The sequence below is a fragment of the Solihabitans fulvus genome, from assembly GCF_008386585.1.
GTDB classification, from domain to species: Bacteria; Actinomycetota; Actinomycetes; order Mycobacteriales; family Pseudonocardiaceae; genus Solihabitans; species Solihabitans fulvus.
Map to the genome: position 1 here is coordinate 185810 of NZ_VUOB01000021.1, position 24876 is coordinate 210685.

23 protein-coding genes are annotated in these 24876 nt (G+C 72.6%); 8 read left to right on the top strand and 15 right to left on the bottom strand.

From position 1 onward, the window contains the following. Positions 1-2: 2 nt before the first annotated feature. The 14 genes from F0L68_RS12405 to F0L68_RS42320 all read right to left on the bottom strand — a co-directional run bounded on the left by F0L68_RS12405 (position 3) and on the right by F0L68_RS42320 (position 16350). The gene (locus tag F0L68_RS12405; protein ID WP_149849668.1) at positions 3-1652 is read right to left on the bottom strand and encodes a CocE/NonD family hydrolase; all 1650 of its coding nucleotides are present in this window, start codon (positions 1650-1652) and stop codon (positions 3-5) included. After that, positions 1649-2770: a 3-oxoacyl-ACP synthase III family protein gene (locus tag F0L68_RS12410; RefSeq protein ID WP_149849669.1), complete on the bottom strand. Its 1122-nt coding sequence runs from the start codon at positions 2768-2770 to the stop codon at positions 1649-1651. Before F0L68_RS12410 ends, F0L68_RS12405 begins: the two co-directional genes overlap by 4 nt. Then, positions 2767-5100: a beta-ketoacyl-[acyl-carrier-protein] synthase family protein gene (locus tag F0L68_RS12415; RefSeq protein WP_240542967.1), complete on the bottom strand. Its 2334-nt coding sequence runs from the start codon at positions 5098-5100 to the stop codon at positions 2767-2769. Before F0L68_RS12415 ends, F0L68_RS12410 begins: the two co-directional genes overlap by 4 nt. 132 nt (positions 5101-5232) lie before the next feature. Continuing rightward, positions 5233-6501, bottom strand: coding sequence for a beta-ketoacyl-[acyl-carrier-protein] synthase family protein (locus F0L68_RS12420; protein WP_149849671.1), 1269 nt, complete (start codon positions 6499-6501; stop codon positions 5233-5235). Then, positions 6498-6878, bottom strand: coding sequence for an ApeI family dehydratase (locus F0L68_RS12425; RefSeq protein ID WP_149849672.1), 381 nt, complete (start codon positions 6876-6878; stop codon positions 6498-6500). The genes F0L68_RS12420 and F0L68_RS12425 overlap by 4 nt, the downstream gene beginning before the upstream one ends. Beyond that, a complete protein-coding gene (locus F0L68_RS12430; RefSeq protein ID WP_149849673.1) occupies positions 6875-8152 on the bottom strand; it encodes a beta-ketoacyl-[acyl-carrier-protein] synthase family protein in 1278 nt (425 codons plus the stop codon). The genes F0L68_RS12425 and F0L68_RS12430 overlap by 4 nt, the downstream gene beginning before the upstream one ends. Continuing rightward, complete coding sequence (locus F0L68_RS12435) at positions 8149-8604, bottom strand: 3-hydroxyacyl-ACP dehydratase FabZ family protein (RefSeq protein WP_149849674.1); 456 nt, start codon at positions 8602-8604, stop codon at positions 8149-8151. Before F0L68_RS12435 ends, F0L68_RS12430 begins: the two co-directional genes overlap by 4 nt. A gap of 48 nt (positions 8605-8652) precedes the next feature. Then, positions 8653-9054, bottom strand: coding sequence for an acyl carrier protein (locus F0L68_RS12440; protein ID WP_149849675.1), 402 nt, complete (start codon positions 9052-9054; stop codon positions 8653-8655). 34 nt (positions 9055-9088) lie between these two features. Then, positions 9089-9901, bottom strand: a complete 813-nt coding sequence (locus F0L68_RS12445; RefSeq protein ID WP_149849676.1) for an SDR family oxidoreductase — start codon at positions 9899-9901, stop codon at positions 9089-9091. Positions 9902-9978: 77 nt separating this feature from the next. Beyond that, a complete protein-coding gene (locus F0L68_RS12450; RefSeq protein ID WP_149849677.1) occupies positions 9979-12264 on the bottom strand; it encodes an MMPL family transporter in 2286 nt (761 codons plus the stop codon). 142 nt (positions 12265-12406) lie between these two features. Then, entirely contained in the window at positions 12407-13939 is a 1533-nt protein-coding gene (locus F0L68_RS12455) for a phytoene desaturase family protein (RefSeq protein ID WP_149849678.1), read from the bottom strand. 16 nt (positions 13940-13955) lie between these two features. After that, entirely contained in the window at positions 13956-15128 is a 1173-nt protein-coding gene (locus tag F0L68_RS12460) for an FAD-dependent monooxygenase (RefSeq protein WP_188316537.1), read from the bottom strand. Then, a complete protein-coding gene (locus tag F0L68_RS12465; RefSeq protein WP_188316538.1) occupies positions 15125-16096 on the bottom strand; it encodes an NAD-dependent epimerase/dehydratase family protein in 972 nt (323 codons plus the stop codon). The genes F0L68_RS12460 and F0L68_RS12465 overlap by 4 nt, the downstream gene beginning before the upstream one ends. Then, a complete protein-coding gene (locus F0L68_RS42320) occupies positions 16093-16350 on the bottom strand; it encodes a hypothetical protein (RefSeq protein WP_188316539.1) in 258 nt (85 codons plus the stop codon). Before F0L68_RS42320 ends, F0L68_RS12465 begins: the two co-directional genes overlap by 4 nt. A 101-nt stretch (positions 16351-16451) precedes the next feature. On the opposite strand from F0L68_RS42320, the gene F0L68_RS12470 reads away from it, so the two are divergent. From F0L68_RS12470 to F0L68_RS12505, 8 genes are all read left to right on the top strand, one after another. Further along, on the top strand, positions 16452-17642 hold the full coding sequence (locus F0L68_RS12470; RefSeq protein ID WP_188316540.1) for an FAD-dependent oxidoreductase: 1191 nt from the start codon (positions 16452-16454) through the stop codon (positions 17640-17642). A 76-nt stretch (positions 17643-17718) separates the two neighbouring features. Then, positions 17719-18600 carry an ABC transporter ATP-binding protein gene (locus F0L68_RS12475; protein WP_149849681.1) on the top strand — a complete coding sequence of 294 codons (882 nt, stop codon included), beginning with the start codon at positions 17719-17721 and terminating at the stop codon, positions 18598-18600. Between the two features lie 13 nt (positions 18601-18613). Beyond that, on the top strand, positions 18614-19360 hold the full coding sequence (locus F0L68_RS12480; protein WP_149849682.1) for an ABC transporter permease: 747 nt from the start codon (positions 18614-18616) through the stop codon (positions 19358-19360). Continuing rightward, a complete protein-coding gene (locus F0L68_RS12485; protein WP_149849683.1) occupies positions 19357-20556 on the top strand; it encodes a sensor histidine kinase in 1200 nt (399 codons plus the stop codon). The genes F0L68_RS12480 and F0L68_RS12485 overlap by 4 nt, the downstream gene beginning before the upstream one ends. Next, positions 20553-21158 (top strand): response regulator transcription factor, encoded by a 606-nt coding sequence (locus tag F0L68_RS12490; protein ID WP_149849684.1) that lies wholly within the window; start codon positions 20553-20555, stop codon positions 21156-21158. Before F0L68_RS12485 ends, F0L68_RS12490 begins: the two co-directional genes overlap by 4 nt. A 122-nt stretch (positions 21159-21280) precedes the next feature. Further along, positions 21281-21745 carry a hypothetical protein gene (locus F0L68_RS12495; RefSeq protein WP_149849685.1) on the top strand — a complete coding sequence of 155 codons (465 nt, stop codon included), beginning with the start codon at positions 21281-21283 and terminating at the stop codon, positions 21743-21745. After that, positions 21742-22206 (top strand): hypothetical protein, encoded by a 465-nt coding sequence (locus tag F0L68_RS12500; protein ID WP_149849686.1) that lies wholly within the window; start codon positions 21742-21744, stop codon positions 22204-22206. Before F0L68_RS12495 ends, F0L68_RS12500 begins: the two co-directional genes overlap by 4 nt. A 5-nt stretch (positions 22207-22211) precedes the next feature. Further along, on the top strand, positions 22212-22538 hold the full coding sequence (locus tag F0L68_RS12505; protein ID WP_223198726.1) for a winged helix-turn-helix domain-containing protein: 327 nt from the start codon (positions 22212-22214) through the stop codon (positions 22536-22538). 48 nt (positions 22539-22586) lie between these two features. On the opposite strand, the gene F0L68_RS12510 is transcribed toward F0L68_RS12505, so the two are convergent. Continuing rightward, positions 22587-24821: a helix-turn-helix domain-containing protein gene (locus F0L68_RS12510; RefSeq protein WP_149849687.1), complete on the bottom strand. Its 2235-nt coding sequence runs from the start codon at positions 24819-24821 to the stop codon at positions 22587-22589. Positions 24822-24876: the final 55 nt, after the last annotated feature.

The window sequence follows — 24876 nt, forward strand, 5'->3', positions numbered from 1 at the left end:
TCTCAGGACACCACGGGAAGCAGCACGTGCGACGGACGCACCGCGCTGTGCCACACGGTCTGCGTGGCCACCCGCGCCTGCCGCAGGTCCTCGGCCCCGATCGGGCCTCCGGTGTTCAGGTTGCGGTCGAAGCGCGGGAACGAGCTGCTGGTGACGGTGACCCGGATCCGGTGGCCCGCCTGGAAGACCGTGCTGGTGGCCACCAGGTCCACCCGGTACCGCTCGATCGCGCCGGGCCGCACCGGCAGCGGCCGATGCGTGCCGTGCCGGTAGCGCGCCCGCACGATGCCCTCGGCCAACAGCCGCGAGGCGCCGTCTGGCCGCACGTCGCTGAGCTTGACCACGAAGTCCGTGTCGGCGGCGGTGGTCGCCGCGAACAGCACGGCCGACAGCTGACCGGTGACCTCGACCGGCGCGGACAACGGCGCCGAGGTGTAGGTCAGCACGTCGGGGCGGGCCTCGACGGACCGGTTGTCCAGCGGCCCGAAGGAACTGCCGAGCACCATCCCGGGGATCATCACCGGCCCGCCGACGGTCGGCGCCGGATCGGCCGGGTCGTAACGGAAACTGTCCGTCGGCTCGTCGCCCGGCGGCTCCGGCGAGAGCCCGCCGTCCGCCCTGAGGTACCACGGGGTCGGCACGGCGCGGGCGGGCGGCCAGGTCGACTCCCTGCGCCACCGGCCCGCCCCCATCACGTACAGCAGCACCGGTTCGTCCTCCGACAGGCCGAGCTGTTCTCGATGCGGCACACCATCGCCGAGCTGGCCGGCGAGGAACTCCAGCGCGACACCGGTGAGGTCAAGGTCGGCACCCGGCATGTCGGGCAGCCGGTGGTCCGGGTAGCCGCCCCAGACGCCGCCGTGGCCCCACGGCCCGAGGATCAGTCGCTGCCCCGGCCGGAGCCTGCTTGCCTCGCGGTAGTTCTCCAGCGTGCCGTGCAGGAACGGGTCGAACCAGCCGCCGATGTTGAGCGCGGCGACCTCGGCGGACGCGTAGCCCCCGTTGACGGCGTGCCGCGTCCAGTACTCGTCCCTGCTCGGGTGCGCGAGCCAGTCGTAGTAGAAGCCGGCCGAGGTGTCCCGAAACGCGTCCATTGTGGACAGCGGCAGGTGTTCGTAGTCGGCGGTGAGCCGCCGGCCCTGTCGTCGGGTGAGAATATGCGCCCAGAACAGGTTGGCGCCCAACTGGAACGCGCCGCCCTGGTAGGAAGAGCCCTCGTACAGCTCGCTTGCCGTCACTGTCGGGCAGATGGCGCGCAGGCCCGGCGCGCCGCCGATCGCGGCGAGCCACTGGGTGGCACCGGCGTAGGACCGCCCCGCCATCCCGACCCGGCCGTTGCACCACGGCTGTTCGGCCACCCACCGCACGGCCTGCACGCCGTCGGCCACCTCGTGCGCGAACGGCTCGAACACCCCGCCGGAGCCGTGTCGGCCGCGCACGTCCTGACACACCACGGCGAGGCCGGCCTCAGCCGCGCGCCAGGGATCCAGCCCGGCGAGGACGGTCAACTGCCGGCTCTTGTCGTACGGCGTCCTGGTAAGCACGCACGGCACAGGCGCAGGGGTGTCCGGCCGGTAGACGTCGGCGCGCAGCTCGACGCCGTCGGTGGTGACCATGACGACGTCGCGCTGCACGATGAGCGAGCCGGTCACCGCGCCCCGACCGGGGTCGCCGCCGCGCGCCCGGCGGACGGCGCGGCGAACTCGGCGGCGGTCCAGGTCAGCACGGTGCCGGCGTACTTCCACTTGCTGGTCTCGACGGCCAGCAGCATCACCTCGTCCCCGGCATGCAGCCTGCCGGCGCGCCAGGCCTCGTCCAGCGCGATCGGCACCGCGGCCGAGCCGGTCGCGCCGACCGTGGTGAGGTTCTCGAACACCTTGTGCTGCAACGCGAGCCAGTCCCCGGTGTGCAGGCCGCTCGCGGCCATCTCCTCGGTGAGGTACTCGGCGTTGCCCTCCGGCAGCACGCAGACGTCCACCGCCTCGGCCGCCAGCCCCGCGCGGCCGAGGACGTCGGCCAGCCCCTCGGTGATGACGCTCGGGGTCCGCTTGGCGCTCTGCACCACGTCCACCCGCAGATCGATCAGGCGGCGCGCGGCGAGCTGCCGGTGTAGCGGGGTCGCGGTGCCGCCGCCGACGATCTGCATGCCCGGCGCGTGGCCGCCGCCGACGCAGCGGAACGCCGCGGGGCGCAGCCCGCCGGGCCCGCCGTCGGCGCGCAGCAGCACCGCGCCTGCGCCGTCGCCGAAGCTGTACAGCCCCAACCGATCGCGCATCCGAACCAGCCGGGGATCCCGGTCGCGGAACACCGGAACGAGCAGCGGCGAGATGGTCTCGGAGCCGACGACCAGCGCCGTGCGGCCGGCACCGGACTCCAGCAGCAGCCTGGCGAACTCCAGCCCCTCGACGAAACCGGCGCACCCCGACCTGATCTCCACGGTCGCGCACCTGGCCAGGCCGAGCCGGTCCTGCAAGAGGGTGACCATGGGCGGCAACAGGTAGTCGGGGCTGGCCGTGCAGAGCACGAGCAGGTCGACCTCGTCGGTCGGCACCCCGCCCGCCGCCAGGGCCGAGGCGCAGGCCCGGTGCGCGAGGTCGGCGTTGCTCTCGCTGTGCTCGCCCGTCTCCGGGTCGGCGATCCAGTGCCGGCGCTGGACCTGGATGCCGGCCAGCACGTCCTGCGGCAGCGGGCCGACGTAACCGGCCAGCACGTCGTTGTCGATCGGGTCGCCCGGCAGGTGTGCGCCGGTGCTCAGGATGCGGACGCTCATGCGTGGTTCCCTTCGGATTCGGTGGGGCGCAGGGCGAGCGCGATGTGCGTGCCGCCGAGCGAGGAGGAGTTGACCAGCACCGGGCCAGCGATCGCGCCGACCCGCCAGCTCAGCAGCGCCAGCACGGCGAGCAGCGAGCCACCGGCCCCGATCGGCTCGCCGACCCGCAGCTTCGGGCGGTGCACGACGGGCCGCTGCGGCAGCAGCCTGGCCACCGCCCGTGCCTCGCCCGCGTCGGCCCTCGGCAGTCCCGCCGCGGCCGCCCACACCGCCGTCACCCGCTCCGGCGGCACGCCGCCCCTGGCCAGCGCCAGCGACATCGCCCGCTCCAGCCCGACGCCGTCGGGGTCCGGGTGGACCAGGCCGCGAGCGTCCCCGGTGATGGCGTGGCCGACCAGCTCGCCGTACTCCTCGGCGGCGCGGGACGCCGCGGCCGACGCGCGCTCCAGCACCAGCGCCACCCCCGCCTCGGCGAGCCGCAGGCCGCGGGGTTCGCCGGGCCGGTCGGTGCGGGCGAGCAGCCCGAGTTCGGCGTAGCCGCGCACCACCGACGCCGTCAGCACGTCGACGCCGATGCAGACGATCGCGTCCGCCTGGTCGGCCTCCAACAGGTCCTGGGCGTAGCCGAGCGCGGCTGCGCCGGACGCGTGCAGCACCGACATGGTGCTCGCGGGCCCGACCGCGCCGGTGTGCATGGCCACCTGCCCGCCAGCCGCGTTGTACACGGTGTTCGGGAAGACGGCGGGATTGGCCGCGCCGGGCCCTGACTCGATCACCGGCCTGGCGAAGCCCTCCATGCTCTCCATCGGCCCGAGGCCGGTGCCGACGATGACGCCGATCCGGTCGCCGCCGTGCCGGCGCGGGTCGAGCCCGGCGTCGGCGAGCGCCTGTTTGGCCGCCACCACCGAGAGCACGGTCAGCCGGTCCATCCTGCGGCGCTCCCTCGGCGTCAGCCACGCGGCCGGGTCGAACTCCACCCTGCCCAACAGGTTGCCGCCCTCCGCGACGCAGGCCGACTCCGTGCCGACGCCCGCGGCGAGGTCCCGCAGCGCGCCGACGGTGCAGCCGGCCGGGGTCAGCGCGGCGATCCCGGTGATCACGACCCGGTCGGTCGGGGCGGCCGTCGGCGCCGGCCGGCATCCGGTGCGCGCCAACGCGAGGCACGCGTTGGCCCCGGCGAAGGCGAAGTTGTTGGACAGCGCGACATCCGTGGTCATCGGCCGCGCCACGTTCGGCACGTAGTCGAGGTCGCACACGGGATCCTGCGCGGACCAGCCCGCCGTCGGCGGCGCGAGCTGCTCCTGCAACGCCTTGATCGTCACGATCGTCTCGACGACGCCGGCCGCGCCGAGCAGGTGCCCCACCATGGACTTGGTGCTGCTGACCGCCACCTTGTCCGCGGCCTCGCCGAGAGCGCGCCGGGTGGCGACCGACTCGGCCGCGTCGTTCTTCGGGGTCCCGGTGCCGTGTCCGTTGACGTAGCCGACATCGGCCGGATCGACCGCGCCCCGGCGCAGCGCGGACGCGATGGCACGCGCGGCGCCCCGGCCGGTGGGGTCGGGGGCGGTGACGTGGTAGCCGTCGGCGGACAGGCCGTAGCCGAGCACCTCGGCGAGGCACCGGCCGCCGTCCTGCGCGATTTCCCCGCGCACCAACACGAGCATGCCGCTGCCCTCGCCGAGCGACAGGCCCTGCCGGTCGCCCGAGTAGGGCTTCGCGGGCTCCGGGGACAGCGACTCGAGCGAGTTGAACCCGGCGAACAACACGTCGGAGAACACGTCCGCGCCGCCGACCAGCACCGCGTCGGCCGCGCCCGTCCGGATCAGGTCGGCCGCGTAGCCGATGGCGTTGGCGCTGGCCGCGCACGCGGTGTTGATGGCGATCGCCGGCCCGGTGATGGTGAAGTGGCTGGCCAACACCTCGGCCAACGCCTGCGGCGGGGCGAGCAGCAGCTGCTCGGCCGGCACCTCGCCATCGCCGAGTTCCCTTGACACGTACCACTTGCGGGCGCTGAGCAGGCCCGCGTTGCAGGTGCCGATCACGACGCCGAACCGGTACGCCGGCACCGCGGCCCGCACCCAGGCCGCCTCGGTCATCGCCTCCGTCGCGGCGGTCAGCGCGACGTCGACCACCGGTTCGCGGCAGCACGCGTAGCTCGGCGGCGAGCCCTGCTTGGCCGGCGGCAGCTCTCCCCCGACGCTGGTCCGGTAGCCGTCCAGCACCAGCCCGCGCACCGGGCGAATGCCGACCCGCCCGTGCCGGACCGCGTCCCACAGCCGCGCCACGGTGCCGCCGTGCGCCGTCACCGCCCCCATGCCGGCGACGAGCACCCTGGGCGGCTCCCCAGGTCTCGACGTCGCCGCTCCCCCAACAGTCGTCGTTCCCCCAGTGTGCATGGCTTCCTTCTCTTCTCTCGAAGCCCGTTGGTCAGCCACCCCCAGCGAAGGCTTTGCAACAGGCGATTACACGGAACGCAGGGCGACGGTGACGGTCTGGCCGAACAGTCCCCTGGCAACCGCGATGGCCGTGTCCGTCCGCAGCGGCGCCGGTCGATCCCGGACCAGGTCGAGCCCGCAGCGCGGGTCCTGGTCGGCCGGGTTGGCGACGGGCGGCGCCACTCGGTGGTGCAGCGCGAGCGCGGCGACCGCGACGTTCAGCGCGCCGGCCGCGGCGACCAGGTGTCCGGCGGCCGGCGACACGGCCGTCACCATCGGCCGGCGCGGCAGCGCGGCGCGCAGTCCCCGCGCCTCGGTCAGGTCGCCGTCCTGGGTGCCGCAGCCGTGCGCGAGCACGAGCGGCGACTCCTCCGGTGCCGTGCCGGCCTGCCGCAGTGCGATCCGGACCGCCCGCGCCACGCCCTCGCCGAGCTTGCCGTCGGGCAGGTCCTGGGTGCTGCCGTAGCCGACCAGTTCGGCGTAGCCGCGCGCGCCGCGCTCCAGGGCGGCGGAACGCTCCTCCAGCACCAGGAACGCGGCGCCGTCGCCGAGCACGGTGCCGTCGCGGCCCTGCCCGAAGGGTCGGCAGGCCCGGTCGCCCAGCTCGTTGCTCGGCGACAGCAGGCCGAGCGAGTCCAGTTTGGACATCGTCCACCAGGACGCCGCGTCGCAGGCGCCACCGACGATCACCCGGTCGGCCAGGCCGTGGCGGATCGCGCGACAGCCGCTGCCGACGGCCTGCGCACCGGCCTCGGCGGTGCCGTCGTAGTAGGTGTTCGTGCCGCGCAGGCCGAACGCCTGGGAGATGTAGAACAGCGACGCGGCCTGCAACCCCTCCACGTAGAACAGGGGGTACGCGGAGGTCCGCGCGACCTCGCCGAACCGGCGGATGTCCACGCCGCCGTCCGGACTTCGCCCGGCGATGGTGGCGTCGAGCAGGTGGTTGGGATCGCTGATCTCCTTGGCGCTGCCCACGAACAGGCCGTCCCGGCCGCCGTCGCCGGTCGGTCGGTCGATGCCGGCGTCCGCGTGCGCCAGGCAGGTGGCGGCGAGCGCGAGTTGGTCGTTGTAGACCATGGAGCGCAGCACCCGCTTCGTGGCGAAGTCGGTCGGCCGGAAGTCCTCGATTCGCGCGGCGAGCCTGCTGGTGAGCGCCGTGGCCTCGGCGGAGCACACCTCACGGACTGCGCTGCGCCCGCCGAGCAGCGCCTGCCAGGTCCGCTCCGTACCGACCCCCAGCCCGGTCACCAACCCGATGCCGGTCACCACGACCCGCCTGTGCTGCACCGTGTTCATGCCTCTCGCACCATCCGAATCTCCTTCGCGCGGGTGACCAGCGCGCCTTCAACCGTGACCTCGCAGGCGAAGACGACCGCGCGGTCGCCAGCCGCCAGCACGCGCACGGTCAACATCAGTTGGTCGCCGGGCTGGACGTAGCGCCGGTACTGGATCCGGCCGGCCTCGACCAACCGCCACTCCCCCGCGTCGGCCGCCACGCACACCCTGCGGGCCAGCTCGACGAGGCTGCCGAGCACCAACACCCCTGGCAGCACGGGAAAGCGCGGGAAGTGCGTGTCGAACACCTGGAGGCTGGCCGGCACGTTGCGCAGGCCGACCCCGCGCACCCCTGGTTCGATGGTGACGACCACGTCGACGGCGTCGAGTTCCCTCATGGGGTGACCGCCGACCGCAGCACGAGGGACGCGTTGGTGCCGCCGAAGGCGAACGCGTTGACCAGCGCCGCCCGCACCGGCGTCCGGCGCGCCGTGTTCGGCACGTAGTCCAGGTCCAGTTTCGGATCCGGGGTGTCCTGGTTGATGGTCGGCGGGATGACGTGGTGGCGGATGGCCAGCACCGCGCACAGCAGGTTCAACGCGCCGGAAGCCGCGGTGAGGTGGCCGGTCATCGACTTCACCGAGCTGATCGCGAGCCGGTGGGCGTCCGCGCCGAACACCGCTTTGATCGCAACGGTTTCGCAGAGGTCGTTGCCGGGTGTCGAGGTGCCGTGCGAGGCGACGTAGTCGATGTCCGCGCCGGTGAGCCCGGACTCGGCGATCGCCTCGGCCATCGCCGTGGTGCAGCCGCCGCCGTCCGGTGGCGCGTCGGTGATCCGGTAGGCGTTCATGGTGGCGCTGTAGCCGACCAGCTCGGCGTGGATCGGCGCGCCCCTGGCCACCGCGCTGTCCAGGTCCTCGAGCACGAGCACCACGGCGCCCTCGCCGAGCACGAACCCGGATCGCGCGGCGTCGAAGGGGCGCGACGCCCGCGCTGGCTCGTCCTGGTGCGCGTCGGTGATCGCGTTGAGCAGGCTGAACCCGAGCACGTCCAGCCAGGTGGTCAGCGAGTCGAAACCGCCTGCCACCATGACGTCCGCGGCGCCGTCCTGGATCAGCCGCATGGCCTCGCCGACCGCGTGCGCGGATCCGCTGCACGCCGTGCTCACGTTCAGGCTCGGTCCCGCGCAGTCGGCGAGTTCGGCGAGCAGGGACAGCACCCTGGTGGCGTCCCGTTCGGCCACGCCGTCGGCGTCCAGCCGGGGAACCCGTTGCGGCTGCCGCACGTGCAGGTCGTGCAGCACGCCGCCGAGCTCGTCCAGGGTGATGCGGCCGACGCTGCTGCCCATGGCGATGCCCCGCGCCTCTGGCGGGTGGTACCCGTCCGCCAGGCCGGCGTCGGCGACCGCCTGCGCGGTGGCGGCCAGCCCGAAGCCCGCCTGCCTGGACAGCGGTCCCCTGGTGTAGCCGGGCACGTGGTCGGCGAGGTCGAAGCCGGTCACGATGCCGGCGATGTGCACCGCGAACGTGGTGGTGTCGAAGGTGGTGTTGGCGCGCACTCCGCTGCGTCCCTCGGTGAGGGCGGCCCAGGTGGACTCGACGTCGTTGCCGACCGGGGTGACCGCGCCGAGCCCGGTGACCACGACCCGGCGGCCTGCGGCTGACCCGGTCACCTCGGCTCCCCCAGTGCGCCGAGCAGCACGCGCCCCATCAGGTCGGTCTGCTCCGGGTCCTCCAGTTCCTCCGCGTCCATGAGCGCGCACATCACGTCGGCGACGCGCGCGACGAGCCGGTCGCCCACCCTGGCCTCGCCGGACATCAGGGCGGCGTCGCTGGTGAGGCTCGCGGCCTCGACGTCCAGCGTCAGCACGTCTCCCGGCAGCACCGGGTCGAGGAACTCCACCCGGCCGACCGTGAGCAGGGTCGCCCGCCGCTGCCCGTCCGTGCTGAGCAGCACCAGCCAGGAGCCGGCCTGGCACAGCGCCTCCAGGATCAGGTAGCCGGGCATCCTCGGTCCGTTCTGGCCGCGCTGCCAGAACGTCTCGGACAACGAGGTGAGCTTGCGCGCGCGCAGCGACCGCCCGCGCTCGAGGCGTTCGATCCGGTCGATGAGCTGGAAGCGCACGACGGCCTCCTGGTTTCTCGGTGACGGGTGGACGGGGGCCGGGGCGGTTCAGCCCGAGCCGAGCGGGGCGAACCGCGTCACCATGTCGGCGAGGTTGCGCACGGTGAACAGGCTGATCACCTCGTCGGCCGGCAGCTTGCCGACCAGGTCGGCGATGTGGATCTGCGGCATGACCGCCTGGAGGTGGGCCAGGCCGAGATCGCTGACCATGTCGTCGTCCGTGCCGAACTCGGCGTCGGGGATGCCGCCCTGGATGTGGTCGGCGAGATCGCTGGCCTGGATCTTCGCGCCGGTGGCGCGCTCGATCCGGAACAGGATGTCCAGCAGGTCGATGGACTCGGCGCCGAGGTCGCCGGTCAGCGTGCTGTCCGGCGTCACCTCCTCGGTCTCCAGGCCGAGCGCCTCGACGACGGCGTCTTGCACGGCTGGCAGGTAGTTGTTGTCGGACATTGCCTTGCCTCCTTCTTCGATGGTGTGTCGCGGCTCAGCCGAGAGGGGCGCCGACGCCGAGCACGGCGCTGGCCCCGCCGTCCACGGTGACCAGCGACCCGGTCATGTACGCGGCGCCGGGGCCGGCCAGGAACGCCACCACGTTGGCGACGTCCTCGGGACCGGCGAAGGATTTCGCCGGGATCTGCCGCAGGATTCCCCTGCCGCCGTTCTTCGTGGTGAGCCCGGCGACCAGGTCGGTCGCGGCGAAGCCGGGCAGCACGGCGTTGGCGCGCACGCCGAATCGGGCCGCCTCCACCGCGGTGCACCGGGTGAAGGCGTTGATCGCCGCCTTGGACGCCGCGTACGGCGACTCGCCGACCCAGCCCCTGATGCCCATCACCGAGGAGATGTTCACGATCGAACCGGACCGCTGGCGCAGCATCGTGCCCATCGCCGCCCTGGTGCAGTTGACGACGCCGCCGAAGTTGACCCGCATGACGGCCAGCCAGTCAGCCGGTTCCTGTTGGTAGATCAGGGAGTCCTTGGTGATGCCGGCGTTGTTCACCAGCACGTCAAGGCCGCCGAGGTTGGCGATGGTGCCGGCGACGAGCTCGGCGCACGCGTCCGGGTCGGCGACGTCGGCCGGCAGGGCCACCGCCTTGCCGCCCTCGTCCTCGATGGCCCTGACGACCTCTTCGGCGCGCGCACGCGACGCGTGGTAGTTGACGGCGACGGCGGCGCCCCTTGCGGCGAGGCCGAGCGCGATGGCCGCGCCGAGGCCCCTGGACGCCCCGGTGACCAGGGCGACCCTGCCGGCGAGGCTCGGTTGGTCGGCGGCGCCTCGCGGGCCGGCGGATACGGGCATGACTCGCTCTCCCCCAGGTGTTGTTCCCGGCCGGTGGCCGGCGACGCGGTTCGTTCGGTCCTGTGTGGATGGTTCGGTCAGGTATTGGTGTGCTCCGTGCCGGCGACCGCGGGTTGCGCCGCCCGGCGCGGTGGCGGCGGCTCGGGCGCGCCGCCGTCCTCGCGGAGCCCGATGCGCCGATGCAGCCGCTTCAACGGGCCGGGCGCCCACCAGTTGAGCCGGCCGGCCAGCCCCATCACCGCCGGCACCAGCAGGCACCGGATCACCGTGGCGTCGATGAGGATCGCCACCGCGCAGCCGAGCCCGAAGAGCTTGAGGAAGCTGATCTGCGCCGTGCCGAAGGCGAAGAACACCACGGCGAGCAGCGCCGCCGCCGTCGTGATGATGCGGCCGGTCCTGGCTATTCCGCTCACCACCGCGGCGTTGGTGTCGCCGGTCCTGCGGTGTTCCTCGGCGATCCTGCTGAGCAGGAACACCTCGTAGTCCATGGACAGCCCGAAGGTGATGCAGAACAACAGGACCGGCATGGAGGTGTCCGTGGTGCCGGTTGCGGTGAAGCCGAGCAGTGTGGCCAGGTGACCCTGCTGGAACACCAGCACGATCAGGCCGAACACGGCGCCGAGCGAGAGCAGGTTCAGCACCAGCGCCTTGATCGGGATGAACACGCTGCCGGTGAACAGGAACAGCAGGAGCAGCGTGACCAGGCCGATGATTGCCGCGGCGAGGGGCAGGTGCGAGCCGATGGACGCCTCGGTGTCGACCAGTCTCGCCGAGCTGCCCGCGACCTGCACCGCGAACGGCGCTGGCGTGGCGCGGACGTCCCTGACGAGCTGTCGGCCCGCGTCCGAGTACGGGTCGAGCGAGCCCTCCGGCACCACGGCGAGCCAGGTGCCGGCCGGGGAGGTGAACTCCGCCGTGCCGCCTCGGGTCCCCGCGGACTCCAGCGGCGCACCGCCCGGTCCGAACGAACCGCCCGCGGACTGCACCCGCGCGACGTGCGGCAGGGTGGCCAACTTCTTTGCGTAGTCGGCGATCGCGGCGTTGCCGGCCCCGGTCGCGGCGGCGCCCTCGGCGACGACCGACAGCGTCGCCGACTCCGCGGTCGGGAAGTTGTTCCTGACCTGTTCCGCGACGAGGCGGCCGGACGCCGTGGTGGGCAGCACGCGGTCGTCCGGGAGGCCGAACTTGATGCCGAGGGTGGGGATGCCGACCAGCAGCAGCGCGCCGACGACGAGTCCTGCGGTGACCAACGGCTTGCGCAGCACGGCTGCGGCCAGCCCGGCCCACCTGCCGCGCAACGGATCCCTGGCGGCCAGCCGGTCCGCCCTGCGCCGCAGCCAGGGCAGCGACAGCCGGTCCACCCTGGTGCCGAGCACGGCGAGCAGCGCCGGCAGCACCAGCAGCGCGCCGACGGCGGCGAGCACCACGACCGCGATGCCCGCGTAACCGAAGGAGCGCAGGAAGAACATCGGGAAGATCAGCAGCGCGGACAGCGCTGCCGCGACGGTCAGGGCGCTGAACGCGACCGTCCGTCCCGCGGTGCGCATGGTGACCCGCAGGGCGTCGTGCGGCGTGTGCCCCGCGCGCAGCTCCTCGCGGTACCTGCCGACGATGAACAGGCTGTAGTCGATGGCGAGGCCGAGGCCGAGCGCGGTGGCCAGGTTCAGCGAGTACGTGGAGACGTCGGTCACCATGGTGAGCCCGCGCAGGATCAGCAGCGTGCCGAGGATGGCCAGCACGCCGATGGCCAGCGGCAGCAGGCCAGCCACCACCGAGCCGAAGGCGACCACCAGCAGGATCAGCGTGATGGGCCCGGAGATCGCCTCGGCCTTGCCGAGATCCTTGACCACCTGGCCGCCGAGGTCGCGGCCGACCTGGGCCGGGCCGCCGAACTGCACCGTCACGCCGGTGCCCACCGTGGCGAGGTCCGTGTGCAGCGCGTCGATGACGGTCTCCTGCTGCTTGTCGTCGCCCGCGATGCTGGCCAGCACGAGACCCTGGCTGCCGTCCCGGCTGCGCATCCCGGAGTCGTGGGTCTGCCAGTAGGACAGCACCGAGGACACCCCCGGCGTCGCGGACAGCGCGTCGACCACGGCCCGCGCGCCCGCGCTGCTGCCTGGCGAGTCCACGGTGTGGTCGTTCGCCCCCACCAGCAGCACGAGGTCGGACTCGCTGTGGCCGAAGTCGTTCTTCAGCTTGGCCGCGGCGACGCTGGACTCCGAGGACAGGTCCTCCGCGCCGCCGGGTTTGAGCGAGGGCACGCCGGGCGCGCCGAACGCGCCGGAGACGGCGGCGAAGACGACTGCCGCGATCAGGACGATCCATCGGTAGCGGATCACGAGGCGGGCCACGGTGTCGAACATGTCGACGTCTCCCAAGGTCTATTAGCCTGACAGATGTAAGTTAACAGGTGATTTGTTAAGGCTGTCAAGGCTTCGCCAGTTCCTTCCACCTGCAAGAAACGTTGCTGGGGACGGAATTGAGAAGCCGTACGTCCGTAAACACTCAGGGCCGCGAACCGGCCCCGACGAGCAGCCGTGCGACGAAGTCGTCCTGGTTCGCCGCGCCGATCGCCACCGCGGCGGCCTGCATGCCGGAGAGGATCACGCGGAAGCTGCCGGCCCCCGGCTCGGTCCAGTGCCCGGCGAGCAGCAGGCCGGGCAGCGGTGTCACGCACCGCAGCCGCTTGGGCTGGCTCTGCCGGGGCGTGTTCTCCCACCCGTAGATCGCGCCGGCCTGGTTGCCCGTGTAGCGGCACAGGGTCCGGGGAGTCGCGCTGTCCAGGAAGGTCAGCGTGCCGGTGATGCCCGGCAGCAGCCGCTCAAGGCGCTCGAGCATGCCCAGCTCGAACTCCACCTTGCGGTCGCCCCACCGAGGGCAGTCCGCCCGCGCCAGCGTGGAGAACACCACCGTGTGCTCGCCCGGCGGCGCCATGCCGGGGTCGACCAGGCTCGGCACGCTCAGCCACATCCCGCCGCGCTGCCCCTGACCGATCGCGGCCTCGCTCACGTCGTGGTCCCAGTGGTCGAACACGAACGTCTCGTGCGCGGGCGCGAGTTCGGCGAGGTCCAGCGTGGTTGCGGCGAACAGCACGAACGCCGACCAGGACGGCGTCAGCCTGCCGAGCCTTCTGACGTAGTTGGCGGGAAGGTGTTGCGCCCCAACCAGTTGGTGCATGGTGGTGGTTGCGTCGGCGTTGGAGATCACCGTGCCGGCGCGCACCAGGGTGCCGTCCGCCAGCACGACGCCGGCGGCCCGACCGCCCTCGATCACGATGCGGGTCACCCGGGTGCCGTAGCGGAACAGGCCGCCCGCCGCGCGGACGACCCCGGCCAGGGCGTCGGCCAGCGACTGGAAACCGCCGCGACAGTAGGACGGACCGCGCCGCACCATCGACATCAGCATGGAGCAGAAGCCGGTGAAGGTCAGGCGCGAGGGCGGCACGCCCATGTACGGCCACAGCGCGGACAGCGCCGACCGCGCCTTCCCGTCTGTGACGAATCGGTCCATTACGTCGTCCACTGTGGACAGTCGGTGCTCGAACATCAGCGGAGAGGTGCGCACCGCCTCGTCGAGATCTCGCCAGGACGTGCGGGTGGACAGCTGCTGGGACTCCTCGAAGACCTCCTGACACAGCCGCACCACCGCGCGGATCCCGGCGCGCTGCGCTGGCCACCGTTCGGCGTGCGCCTCGATGAACGCGTCGACGCCGTGCGGCACGCGCATCCGAAAGCCGGGCAACTCCACTCCGTAGAACTCGTCGAGGTCGAGGAACTCCACCGCGTCGAGCGCCCCGAGCGCCCGCAGGTACTCGTACAGCACCTCGCCCTCGTGCGCCAGGCTGGTGACGTGCACGGCCGGGTCGAACCGGTACGGCCCGCGCCGGAACGCGTGCGCGTACCCGCCGGGGCCGTCCTGCGCGTCCACCACGAACACGCTGCGCCCCGCCCTGGCGCACGCGGCCGCCGCCGACAGGCCGCCGAGCCCGGCGCCGATCACCACCACGTCGAACTCCGCAGCCGCGGTGCCGAAGTGCACGTCGCCTCCCCCGAGGCTAGAGACTGATGGCCATGTCCTTGGCGTGCTTGCGCAACGCCACCGAGAACCCGACCCTGATCAACTGGTCCCGCAGCCGGCAGGCCAGCGGGTTGCTCCATCGGTTGAGGCGCTGGAGGTTCCGCGCGGTGCGCACCATCGTCGTGGTGCGCGGAATCCGGCGCCGCTCGTACTCGCGCAACGCCTCGGGCCAAGACGACGCCGCGCGGGCCGCGCCGGCCAGCACCACCGCGTCCTCGACAGCCTGGTTCGCGCCCTGTCCCATCGCGTTGGTCATCGGATGCGCCGCGTCGCCGAGCAGCGTCACCCGCCCCCGCCCCCAGTGCCGTGCAGGCGGCCGGTCGTACACGTCCAGCCTGCTGATGGCCTCCTCCGCGGTTGCCTCGACGATCTCGGACACCGGCGCGACCCACTCGGCGAACCTGCGCAGCACGGCGTCCCTGCGGCCGCCATCGGGATCCCGGCCGCCCTCGGCCGAGGCGAACTGTCCCTCCCAGTACAGCTTTCCGTCGGCCAGCCGGTAGAACAGGAAGCGGGCCCCCGGGCCCCACAGCACCCGGAACAGGCCGACCCTGGTGGTGTCGCCGCCGTCGTGCGCCACGATCGCCTGCCAGGTCGCGTAGCCGGCGGGGCGGGGCGGGGCCTGTCCGAGAAGGTTCCCGCGCACCAGGGAGTTCAGCCCGTCTGCGCCGATCACCGCGTCGGCGGCCAGCACCTCGCCGTCGGCGAGCAGCACCCGCACACCCGACTCTTCCTCCGTCAGGCCAACGCATTCCGCCCCGAGGCGCAGCTCCGCGCCCTCCGCCGCGCCGAACAGCAGCGCGTGCAGTTGGTCGCGGCTGACGCCGACGGTCGGCGCGCCGAGCTCGCGCTCGATCTCCCTGATGGGCCAGCTGGCCAGCACCGCGCCACGATGGGAGCAGAACTCGGCCGTGTGCAGCACGCCGCCGCGCGCCCCGAGGTCCCTGACCGGCTCGGCGAGGCCAAGCCGGTCGAGCGCGCGGACCCCGTTGTGCCACAAGTGGATTCCGCCGCCCGCCTGGGCCGTGCGCAGGTTTCTGCGGCGCTCCAGCACGGTGACCTCGGCCCCCGCGCGCCGGAACGCGGCCGCGGTGGCCAGTCCGCCGATGCCGGCGCCGACGACGACGAGCCGCTGCCGCGCCAGCTTCACGGCGTGCCCCGCAGGCCGGCGGGCGACCGCGCGTCGGCGCGGAACCACGCCACAGTGCGCTCGACGGCGTCGGCGTGACTGGTCGTCGCGGGGTGGAACGCCGCCCGGTAGGCGCTGTCGTCGGCGACGGTCGGCCGCTCGAAGGTGTACAGCATCTCGGCGATCTCGCCGACCCCGGCGACGACCCGCCCGATCGCCCGCACCGCCGCGCTCGGCGGGCACAGGTAGCGCAGCGGCCGGCCCGCGGCGCCGTAGACCAGCGTGAGCAGCTCGCGGGTGGTCAGCGTCGGCGGGGCTGGCACGTGCCAGGCGCGGCCGAGCGCCGCATCGTGGGTGCCGAGCGTGACCAGGGCCTCGGCGACATCGTCGACGAAGACGTAGGTGTGCGGCTGGTCGACATCGCCGAGGACCTTCGCCCGCCGGCCGGCGACGGCCGCGCCGAAGACGCGGCTGCCCAGCGGGCCGGCCAGCTGGTGCGGACCGTAGAAGGCGACGACGCGGCCGATGGCGACCCGCACGTCTCCCCTGCGGTGCGCGGCCAGCAGCTCCGCCGTCATCGCCGCGCGGACCGCGCCCTTCCGGCTGATCGGCTGGGGCGGACAATCCTCGGTAAACGGCTGTTGTGCTATCCCGTACAGGTAGGTGTTCTCCGCGCTCACCAGGACGGCCCCGCAGGCCCTGGCCGCGGCCAGCAGGCCGCGCTGCAACGCGGGGAACTCCTCGGGCCAGCGGCCGTAGGCCGGCGCGGCGCAGTTGTAGATCACCGCCGCGTCGACGAGCGCCGGCACGACCACCGCGACGTCGGCGACGTCCAGGGCCGCGTGCGCGATCCCGGCGGGAAGCGGTCGGGTCGCGGAGCGGCTGACCACCCGCACCGGCGCACCCTCGGCGCGGAGCCGGCTGGCCACCGCCCTGCCCAGCCCGCCGCTGCCGACGACAACGTGCAGGCCAGAGCCGTTTCCGGTCATCGTATGGAGGCCGATTCGGACGAGCGGTCGCCGCGCAGCATCCTGCGCACCCTGGCCTGCTGCCACATCGCGACCCCGGTCACGATCAGCAGCGGGAAGACAACGAAGCCGAGCAGGTCCCGCGCGGACGCGTCGGACATGCCGTGCCTGGCGTAGAGGGCGTAGCCGGTCAGCCCGGCGAGCAGCAGGTGGACCGTGCGCAACAGGAGGCGGACGCGGCGCGGCGAGCCGGCACGAGTGGGTGAGGCCGTCATGATTCACCTTCCATCCGTTAGGTAATGGCCGTAAGGTTACGGCCGTTATGATTCCTGTCAAGGTGCCAACGGGGGCACACAGGCAACGCACAGGGGGCGACATGACGGGCATCGGATCCACCTCGGCGGCACGCAGCGCGGTGGTGGTCGGCGCGGGCATCTGCGGCCTGACCTCGGCGGCCGCGCTCGCCGGGCGCGGCTGGCGGGTCACGATCCTGGAAAGGGCCAAGGACCTCGCCGGCATCCAGACGGCCGGCGCGCTGCACCTGTGGACCAACGCCATGCTGGCCCTGCGGCGGCTCGGGCTGGCCGAGGCGGTCGAGGCCGTCGGCCTGCCCATCGAGCAGACCGAGTACCGCGACCACCGGGGCCGCGTGCTCGCCACGTGGCCGGTCGGCCGGATCGCCCGCGAGCACGGCGTGACCGACCTGGCCCTCGGCCGCAAGGACCTGCACGACGCCCTCGCCCGCGCCGCGCTCGACCGCCCCGGCGTGCGGCTGCACCTCGGCGTCGAGTGCACGGGAGCCACCCAGGACGACACCGGGGTCCTGGTCACCCTCGACGACGGCCGGACGCTCGCCGCCGACCTGCTGGTGGCCGCCGACGGCATCCGCTCCGGCCTGCGCGCGGCGCTGGTCGCGCCGACCCAGCCGCGCTACTCCGGCTACGGCCAGTGGCAGGCGGTGCTCGACCGGGACCACGCCGCCGGGCTGCTGCCCGTCGGCGTGGAGCGGATCATGTTCGGCCGGGGCCGCCGAGCGGTCGTGCACCACGTGCGCGGCGGCCGCCTGCTGTGGGAGGGCATCCTCTACGGCCCGCCGGGCCGTGCCGCGCTGCGCGAGCGGAAGTCGTTGCTGCTGCGCGAACTCGCCGCGTTCGCCGGCCCGGTCCTCGCCGCGATCGAGGCCACCGCCGAGGGGGACATCGACGCCCAGGACGTCTACGACCTGCCGCCGCTGAACCGCTGGAGCACCGGGCGGATCACCCTGCTCGGCGACGCGGCGCACGCCATGACCACCAACCTCAGCCAGGGCGCCTGTCAGGGCATCGAGGACGCCGACGTGCTGTCCGAATGCCTGGCACGCGTCCCCGACATCCCCGAGGCACTGGCCGAGTACCAGCGTCGCAGGCTGGCCAGGATCACCCCGCTGGCCAGGCGATCCCGGCGCGTGGCCGGCATCGGCGGCCTGTCCGGCCCGCTGAGCACCGGCGTCAGGGACTTCGTGATGGCCCGCGCCCTGAGCACCGTGGCGCTGCGCGACCACCGGAACTTCGTCGCGGCCATGCCATGACATCTGACAGTTGTCACACGGAGTCGCTGATTCGCGGCACTAACGGCGGCGGGGCGGGGTTCCTAGCGTGGCAGGCATGACGGACATCGCGGTGTGGTTCGAGAGTGTCACGAAGAGCTTCGGCACGGTGCGCGCGGTCAACGGACTCGACCTGCGGATCCGGGTCGGCGAGACGGTGGCCCTGCTCGGCGCCAACGGCGCTGGCAAGAGCACCACGGTCAACCTGCTGCTCGGCCTGTTCCCGCCGGACGGCGGCCGGGTCAGGGTGCTGGACAGCGCGCCAAGGCAGGCGGTCGCGCAGGGTCGGATCGGCGCGATGCTCCAGGAGGGCGGCCTGATGCCGGGCGTGACCGTCCAGGCGCTGCTTGGCTTCGCCAGGGAGCGCTATCCCGATCCGCTCCCGCTGGCCGAGGTGCTCGACCAGACCGGCCTGACCGAGGTCGCCGACCGGTACGTCGACCGGCTGTCCGGCGGGCAGACCCAGCGGCTTCGGTTCGCGCTGGCCATCGTCGGCGACCCTGAGCTGCTGGTGTTGGACGAGCCGACCGCCGCGATGGACGTCGAGTCGCGGCGCGCGTTCTGGGTGAACATGCGGGCCTACGCGGCGAAGGGCCGCACCGTGCTGTTCGCCACCCACTACCTGGACGAGGCCGACGAGAACGCGGACCGGATCGTGGTGGTCGCCGAGGGCGGGGTGGTAGCCGACGGGACCCCGGCCGAGATCAAGAGCGCGGCGGGCGGGCGCAGCGTTCGGTTCACCGTGGACGGTTCCGGCGCGGGCGACCTGCACCTGCTGCCCGGCGTCACCTCGGTCGAGGTGCGCGGGCGGACCGCCACGCTGCACACCGCCGACGCGGAACGCACGGTCCGCGCGCTGTTCGCCAGCCGCGACCGGGTTCGTGACATCGAGGTGACCGGCGCCGACCTCGAGGACGCCGTCCTCGCCCTGACCAGCTGACAGGAGAACGATGATGGTGACCTACTGGCGCCTGGAAGTACTGCGGATGCTGCGCGACCGCCGGTTCCTGATCCTGATGTTGGTGCTGCCGGTGGGCATGTATCTGTTGTTCACCAACGTGTTCGGCCAGGAGGACCGCGCCGCCGCCCGGCCGGACGACGTGCTCGGCGTCGACGTCCGGCTGATGGTGTCGATGGCGGCGTTCGGCGCGATCGGCGCGGCCCTGTCCGCCACCGGTCCCCGCATCGCGCAGGAACGCGCCATCGGCTGGATGCGGCAGCTGCGCGTGATGCCGATGCCGGCCAGGCAGGTGATCATCGCCAAGGTGCTCGCCGCCATGACGATGGCGCTGCCCGCGATCGTGTTGGTCGCCACGACCGCCGTGCTCGCCCACGGCGTGCGCCTGGCCGCCTGGCAGTGGCTGGCCATCGGCGGAATGCTGTGGCTGGGCACCGCGCCGTTCGCGGCGCTCGGCGTGTGGATCGGCTACCTCGCCGACGGCGACTCGGCCTTCGCCGTCATGTACGGCGTCTATCTCGCGCTGTCCGCGCTCGGCGGGCTGTGGATGCCGGTGCACGTGCTCCCGTCGGTGCTCCAGGACATCGCGCCGATGCTGCCGTCGAACCGGTTCGCCGAACTGGGCTGGAACGTCGCCGCCGGCACCGGGCCCTCGATGCTCGGCGTCGCGGTCCTCGCGGGCTGGCTGGTGGTCTTCGCGGCCCTCGCGCTGCTGGGCTACCGCCGTAGAATCGCCGCATGAAGGGTCCTCCCGGCTCGGACTCCTTCGCCACCCGCGCGTCCGTGTTCGGCGCCACCTCCGCCATCACCGGCGAGCCCGGTCGGTGGCGTCGGGTGTTGTGGTTCGGCTGGATCGCCGTGTGGCTGGGCTTCCTGGTCATGCCGATCGGCGACCTCGCCGGCCGGGGCCTCGGCGCAGGCCCGACCGCGGCCGCCTTCCTGGCGCTCGCACTCTCCTCGGCGCTGTGGTTGCGGGTGCTCTGGCTGGCCCTGGCCACCGCGGCGCCCCCTCGCGCGATCGGCCGGTGGCTCGGCTGCCTCGCCGCGCTCGATCTCCTGCTCGGCCTCGGCTTCGGGGGCAGCTGGGTCGGGCTGTTCATCTACCTCAGCATCGCCTTCGCCGTGGCGCTGCCGCTGCGCTGGGTGCTGCCGGCGGTCGTCGCCATGACGGTGCTCGCCGTGCTGCGCTCGTGGCTCGGCCACGAGGACGTCGACACGATCGGCACCCGGCTGTTCCTGGTGCTCTTCCTCGGCCTGATGATGGGCTTCTACCGGCGGATGATGCTGCTGGTCATCGAGCTGCGCGAGGCCAGGGTCGCGCGGGCCAGGCTGGCCGTCAACGAGGAACGGCTCAGGTTCGCCAGGGACCTGCACGACCTGCTCGGCCACAGCCTCTCCACGATCGCGCTCAAGACGCAGCTCGCGCGGCGCCTGCTGGAACACGACGCCTCGGCCGCGGCCCGCGAGATCGACGACGTCGGCGCGGTCACCCAGCAGGCGCTCGTCGAGGTCCGCGAGGCGGTGACCGGCTACCGGCAGCGGAGCATGAGCGCCGAGCTGGACACCGCGCGGTCCGCGCTGGCCTCGGCCGGCATCGACGTGCGCGTGCAGGCCGACGGCGACGCGCTGCCCTCGGAGGCCGACGAACTGCTCGCGTGGGTCGTCCGGGAGGGCGCCACCAACGTGCTGCGGCACAGCCACGCGCAACACTGCCGGATCAGCCTGCGCCGCACGCCGGGCGCGGCGCGCCTGGAGATCCACGACGACGGCGCGGGATCGCCGGACGGACGGGGTCCCGGCAGCGGCCTCACCGGGCTGGCCGAACGGCTGACCGCCGTCGGTGGTCGGCTGGAGGCCGGCGCGGCGCCGGGACGCGGGTTCAGCCTCACCGCGCACGTGCCGGTGGTCGGCTCGCCCGGCATCGCGGCGGCGCCATGATCCGGATCCTGCTGGCCGAGGACCAGGGCATGGTGCGCGACGCCCTGGCCACCCTGCTCGACCTCGAACCCGACCTCGAGGTCGTCGCCCAGGTGTCCGCGGGCGACCAGGTGGTGCCCGTGGCGCTCGGCGCCAACCCGGACATCGCCCTGCTGGACATCGAGATGCCCGGCCTTGACGGACTGGCCGCCGCCGCGGCGCTGCGGGCGGCGCTGCCCGCGTGCCGGGTGCTCATCCTCACCACGTTCGGGCGGCCGGGATATCTGCGCAGGGCAATGGAATCCGGTGCCAGCGGCTTCCTGGTCAAGGACGGCCCGGTCGGCCAGCTCGCGGACGCGATCCGCCGGGTCCTGCGGGGCGAACGCGTCATCAACCCCGCGCTGGCCGCCGCCGCGCTGTCCGCGGGGCCGAACCCGTTGTCGGCGCGAGAGCGCGACGTGCTCGCCGCCGCGGCCGACGGCTCGACCGTCACCGACATCGCCAGGCAGCTGCACCTGTCGCACGGCACGATCCGCAACTACCTCTCGTCCGCCATCCAGAAAACGGGCGCACGCAACAGGGTCGAGGCCACCCGCACGGCCCACGAACACGGCTGGCTCTGACGTCTATCTCAGGGTGCTCAGCCCCATCACCCACCTGACACCCACAGGCAAGTACTTGCCTGAGAGGCAAGCGTGAAGTAGCTTTCCCCTCAGGCAAGTACTTTCCCTGGGGAGGAAGAACGATGGTGACCACGGACCAAGGGCCGGCGCGGAAACCGATCCAACAGCAGGTCAGGGGCCTGCCAGTGTGGTATTTCGTACTGGCCGGTCTGCTCGTGGCCAGTTTCGACATCAGTAGCCAGTTCCGCTCGAACTACCCACTGGTCGCAGCGCTGCCACTGGTCCTCATCGCGCTGCACGTCACGCTCTGGTTCCTGATGCTTTCGCGCCGCCGCCGGTACATCCGCTCGGTGTGGCGCTCGCCGAGGGCCCGGCTCCTGGTCGTGCTGTTGTTCGGCGCTCGCCTGCTCCTCCAACTGGTCCTGACCCGAGTGACGAACGGCGTTGCCCCGCTGCACACCTACGCGCACCTGATCATGGGATTGGCGCTGCTGGTGCTGACCACGACGGGCGCGTGGTTTGATCAGTGGCTGATCCTGCGCACCGTGAACAGGCGCACCGAACAGACGGAGGAGCGACCACAGTGAACGAGCCAACGCCGGCCGAGGCGGCGGCGGCGCTGCGCGCGGTCCACGAGGGCAAGGAACAGGTGATCAAGTCCGCCTCGGGGTCCCGGTGGATGTGGATCATCAGCGGCCTTGTCGCGTTCCTCTACAGCGCGGCCAACGACCTGTTCCCTGCGGAACGAGGCTGGCTGGGCTTGCCCGTGGTGGCCATGTGCCTCGTGCTGGCCCTGAGCTTGCGCACCCGGGTGGGCGGCACCCTGCTCGGCCGGCCGGTCATGGTGTCCAGCCGCAATCTTCCGCTCACCTGGCGGCTGCTGCGCATGGCGCCCATCTTCGGCATCGCGATCGCCGTGGCTCTGATCATCCAGTTGTTCCATGTGCCGCACGGCGGCATCTACTACGGCGCGCTCGCCGGGCTCTACATCATCTTCCTTGGCCCCCGGTTCCAGCTGTGGGTACTGCGCCGGCAGAACAGGGACTGAGGGCGGTGGCCGAGCTTGACCAGCTCCTGCTGGACCCGACGAGACTGGCTATCGTCTCCCTGCTTTCCGCCGCGGACTGGGCCGAGTTCGGGTTCGTCCGGGACTCGGTGAAGCTCTCCGACTCCGCACTGTCCAAACAGGTCACAACACTGTCCAAGAACGACTATGTCGAAGTCCGCAAGGGTTACGTCGGCAAGCGGCCACGCACCTGGCTCAACCTCACCGACACCGGCCGCGACAAACTGGCCGAGCACATCTCCGCCCTCCAGGCCATCGCCGAGAAAGCCCGATCGGACGGCGCCCATCATCCTCGCGGCGAGAGTGTCCCCTAAACCGAGCTCGCTTCCTCCCATGCCACAGGCGCTGCTCCGGTTTCCGAGTCAGCGAGAACGGGTCAACTGGTCCTGGAGTCGGGCATGCCGGAACTGGTAGACCGCGCCGGCCTGGCGCAGCACGCCGCGCCGGCACGCGTCGTCCAGGAACGCGGTGACCGCCCAGGGCAACCGCCCGGTCAACGGCAGCCAGAGGCGGGCAAGGGTCACCCACTGGCCCCACGCGGTCAGGCTGAGCCCGTACCCGATCCCGACGCCGAACCCGACCACCAGGCCGAACACCAACCCGTCGAGGAGCCCGGCCCCGAGGCCGAACACCGGCGCCCACACCAGCGACTGGAAGAGCACCGTGGTGCGGTTCGCCCGCAACAGGTCGGTGGGGCTCGCGGTGGCGTGGACGTCGATGGGCACCTCGAACCGGCCCATCAGGCCGGCGACGAGCCCGCAGACGACCCCGAGGGCCAGGCCGACACCGAGTCCGCCGGTCAGCCCGGCACCGTGCCCACCAATGATTTCGGCACTGACGCCGCCGGCGAGACCGAGCACGAGTCCGCCGGCCAGCCCGGCGGCGATGCCCAGCGCGAACCTCCGGACGAAACTCGCCCGCACACCCGTTGTCCTGCCAAGGATCTGTATTCGCACCCGCGACGGCTCGAACACGGCGGCGCCGAACACCAGCGCGAGGGCGTGTGCGAGCCCGAAGGCCACTCCCGTCGCCAGGCCGCCAGCGAGCCCGGACCCCAGCCCGGCCGCGAGCCCGTCGCCGAGCCCGTCGCCCAGCCCGTTCACCAGTCCGTTCAGCAGCCCGACCACGAGCGCGACCACCAGGACGCGCGACGAGCGGCGCATGGCGGTGCCCAGTTCCCACCAGGCGAGGTCGCGGGTGCCGAGCTGGTCGAGGTGCTGGGCGAGGTACCCAAGCCAGTGCCGGACGCGGTCCAGATCCCAGTGTCGCTGCGGTCCCGGCTGGGTGCGGTAGACCGTGGGGATGAAGTCGCCGAGCAGGTGGTCCTCGAGGGACTCCGGCGTGTCGAACCGGTTGGCGTCGAGCAGTTCCGCCGGGTCGCGGCCGGGTGTGTCGCTGTAGATGGCGCGAGCGAGCGCGACCATCAGCGGGGTCGTGAACACGGTGGCGAGATTGCTGCTCGTCGCGCGTCGGGGATGGTCGCGAAGCTCGGTCAGCACGGGATTCCACACGGGCGTCGCCGAGTCGTTCGCGCTCGTCCTGCGGGTGGTGCGCGGCAGGTAGTCGGTCAGATCGGCCAGGGTGAGGCCGGTCAGGTGCACGGCCGCAGCGGCGGTCAGCACGTCGGTCGCCCGCACCGCATCCGTGTACTCGTCGGGTCGGCTCGTCAGCACCAATGGCATGGGGTTCTTGCTGAGCGCGTCCAACGCCGCCCGGTGCAGGCCGGCGGCGATCTCGTCGAACCCGTCCAGGACCGGCAGGATGCGGCCGCCGTCCACCAGCGCGGCCTCCAGCGTCGACCCGCCGGGACCCGGCGCGACCAGCCCGTAGTCGCGGGCGAGGCGATCGGTCAGCCAGTCCCGCAGCGCGGTGGTGACGGGATTCCACGACCCGATGCTGAAGATCACCGGCACGGCGTCAGAGTGGCCGCGCAGGTTGAGCAGGTCGAGGACGAACCGCAGGGTGAGGATGGTCTTCCCGGAGCCCGCCTCGCCAAGCACGACCAGGCGACCGGACGGTATGCGCCGGTAGACGTCAACGACCTCGGTCAGCTGGCCGGTGAGGTCCAGTGGCGCGGCCTCGCCGCCGGGTGGGACTCCGCAGATGTTGGTCCAGTGGTCCGTCGTCTGCTCTAGCGCGTGCCGCCACCGCACCGGCAGCGGAAACGGGTCCTGGATCTGCCGCAGTTCCTCCTCACGCTGCCAGCGTGCGCGGACCGCCTGCGCGAGTTCGTTCGTGGCCGCGGCCAACGGATCGAAGGGCTGCTCGACGACGGAGGCGGCCGGCTCCTCGACGACCGGGCCGGCCGACTCCTCGACGACGGGGTCGGCCGGCTGCTCGAGGGCGGAGTCGGTCGGGGCGGGCTCGGGACGGATCGGGCCGACGGCCGCGTCCAGCAACTCCTGCCGTTCGCCCGGTTTCAGGTCGAGTGTGTCGGCCAACCGCCGCACCGTGGCCATCCGTGGTTCGGCGCGTTGGCCCGTCTCGAGTCCACGGATGGTGCGGACGGACACGCCGGAGCGATCCGCCATGCCCTCCTGCGTCAGTCCTGCTTCGAGCCGCAGCTGCCGCAGCCGCGTGCCGAACCGGCTAGTCAAGTCAGCGCCCTTCGGACCGGGTTTCTCCTGGCCCGGACCTTATCGGGGGACCACC

Coding starts and splice junctions, on each gene's coding strand:
- F0L68_RS12445 (WP_149849676.1), bottom strand. CDS start 9,901: ATGCCCGTATCCGCCGGCCCGCGAGGCGCCGCCGACCAACCGAGCCTC.
- F0L68_RS12440 (WP_149849675.1), bottom strand. CDS start 9,054: ATGTCCGACAACAACTACCTGCCAGCCGTGCAAGACGCCGTCGTCGAG.
- F0L68_RS12470 (WP_188316540.1), top strand. CDS start 16,452: ATGACGGGCATCGGATCCACCTCGGCGGCACGCAGCGCGGTGGTGGTC.
- F0L68_RS12465 (WP_188316538.1), bottom strand. CDS start 16,096: ATGACCGGAAACGGCTCTGGCCTGCACGTTGTCGTCGGCAGCGGCGGG.
- F0L68_RS12485 (WP_149849683.1), top strand. CDS start 19,357: ATGAAGGGTCCTCCCGGCTCGGACTCCTTCGCCACCCGCGCGTCCGTG.
- F0L68_RS12490 (WP_149849684.1), top strand. CDS start 20,553: ATGATCCGGATCCTGCTGGCCGAGGACCAGGGCATGGTGCGCGACGCC.
- F0L68_RS12410 (WP_149849669.1), bottom strand. CDS start 2,770: ATGAGCGTCCGCATCCTGAGCACCGGCGCACACCTGCCGGGCGACCCG.
- F0L68_RS42320 (WP_188316539.1), bottom strand. CDS start 16,350: ATGACGGCCTCACCCACTCGTGCCGGCTCGCCGCGCCGCGTCCGCCTC.
- F0L68_RS12495 (WP_149849685.1), top strand. CDS start 21,281: ATGGTGACCACGGACCAAGGGCCGGCGCGGAAACCGATCCAACAGCAG.
- F0L68_RS12450 (WP_149849677.1), bottom strand. CDS start 12,264: ATGTTCGACACCGTGGCCCGCCTCGTGATCCGCTACCGATGGATCGTC.
- F0L68_RS12420 (WP_149849671.1), bottom strand. CDS start 6,501: ATGAACACGGTGCAGCACAGGCGGGTCGTGGTGACCGGCATCGGGTTG.
- F0L68_RS12480 (WP_149849682.1), top strand. CDS start 18,614: ATGGTGACCTACTGGCGCCTGGAAGTACTGCGGATGCTGCGCGACCGC.
- F0L68_RS12475 (WP_149849681.1), top strand. CDS start 17,719: ATGACGGACATCGCGGTGTGGTTCGAGAGTGTCACGAAGAGCTTCGGC.
- F0L68_RS12425 (WP_149849672.1), bottom strand. CDS start 6,878: ATGAGGGAACTCGACGCCGTCGACGTGGTCGTCACCATCGAACCAGGG.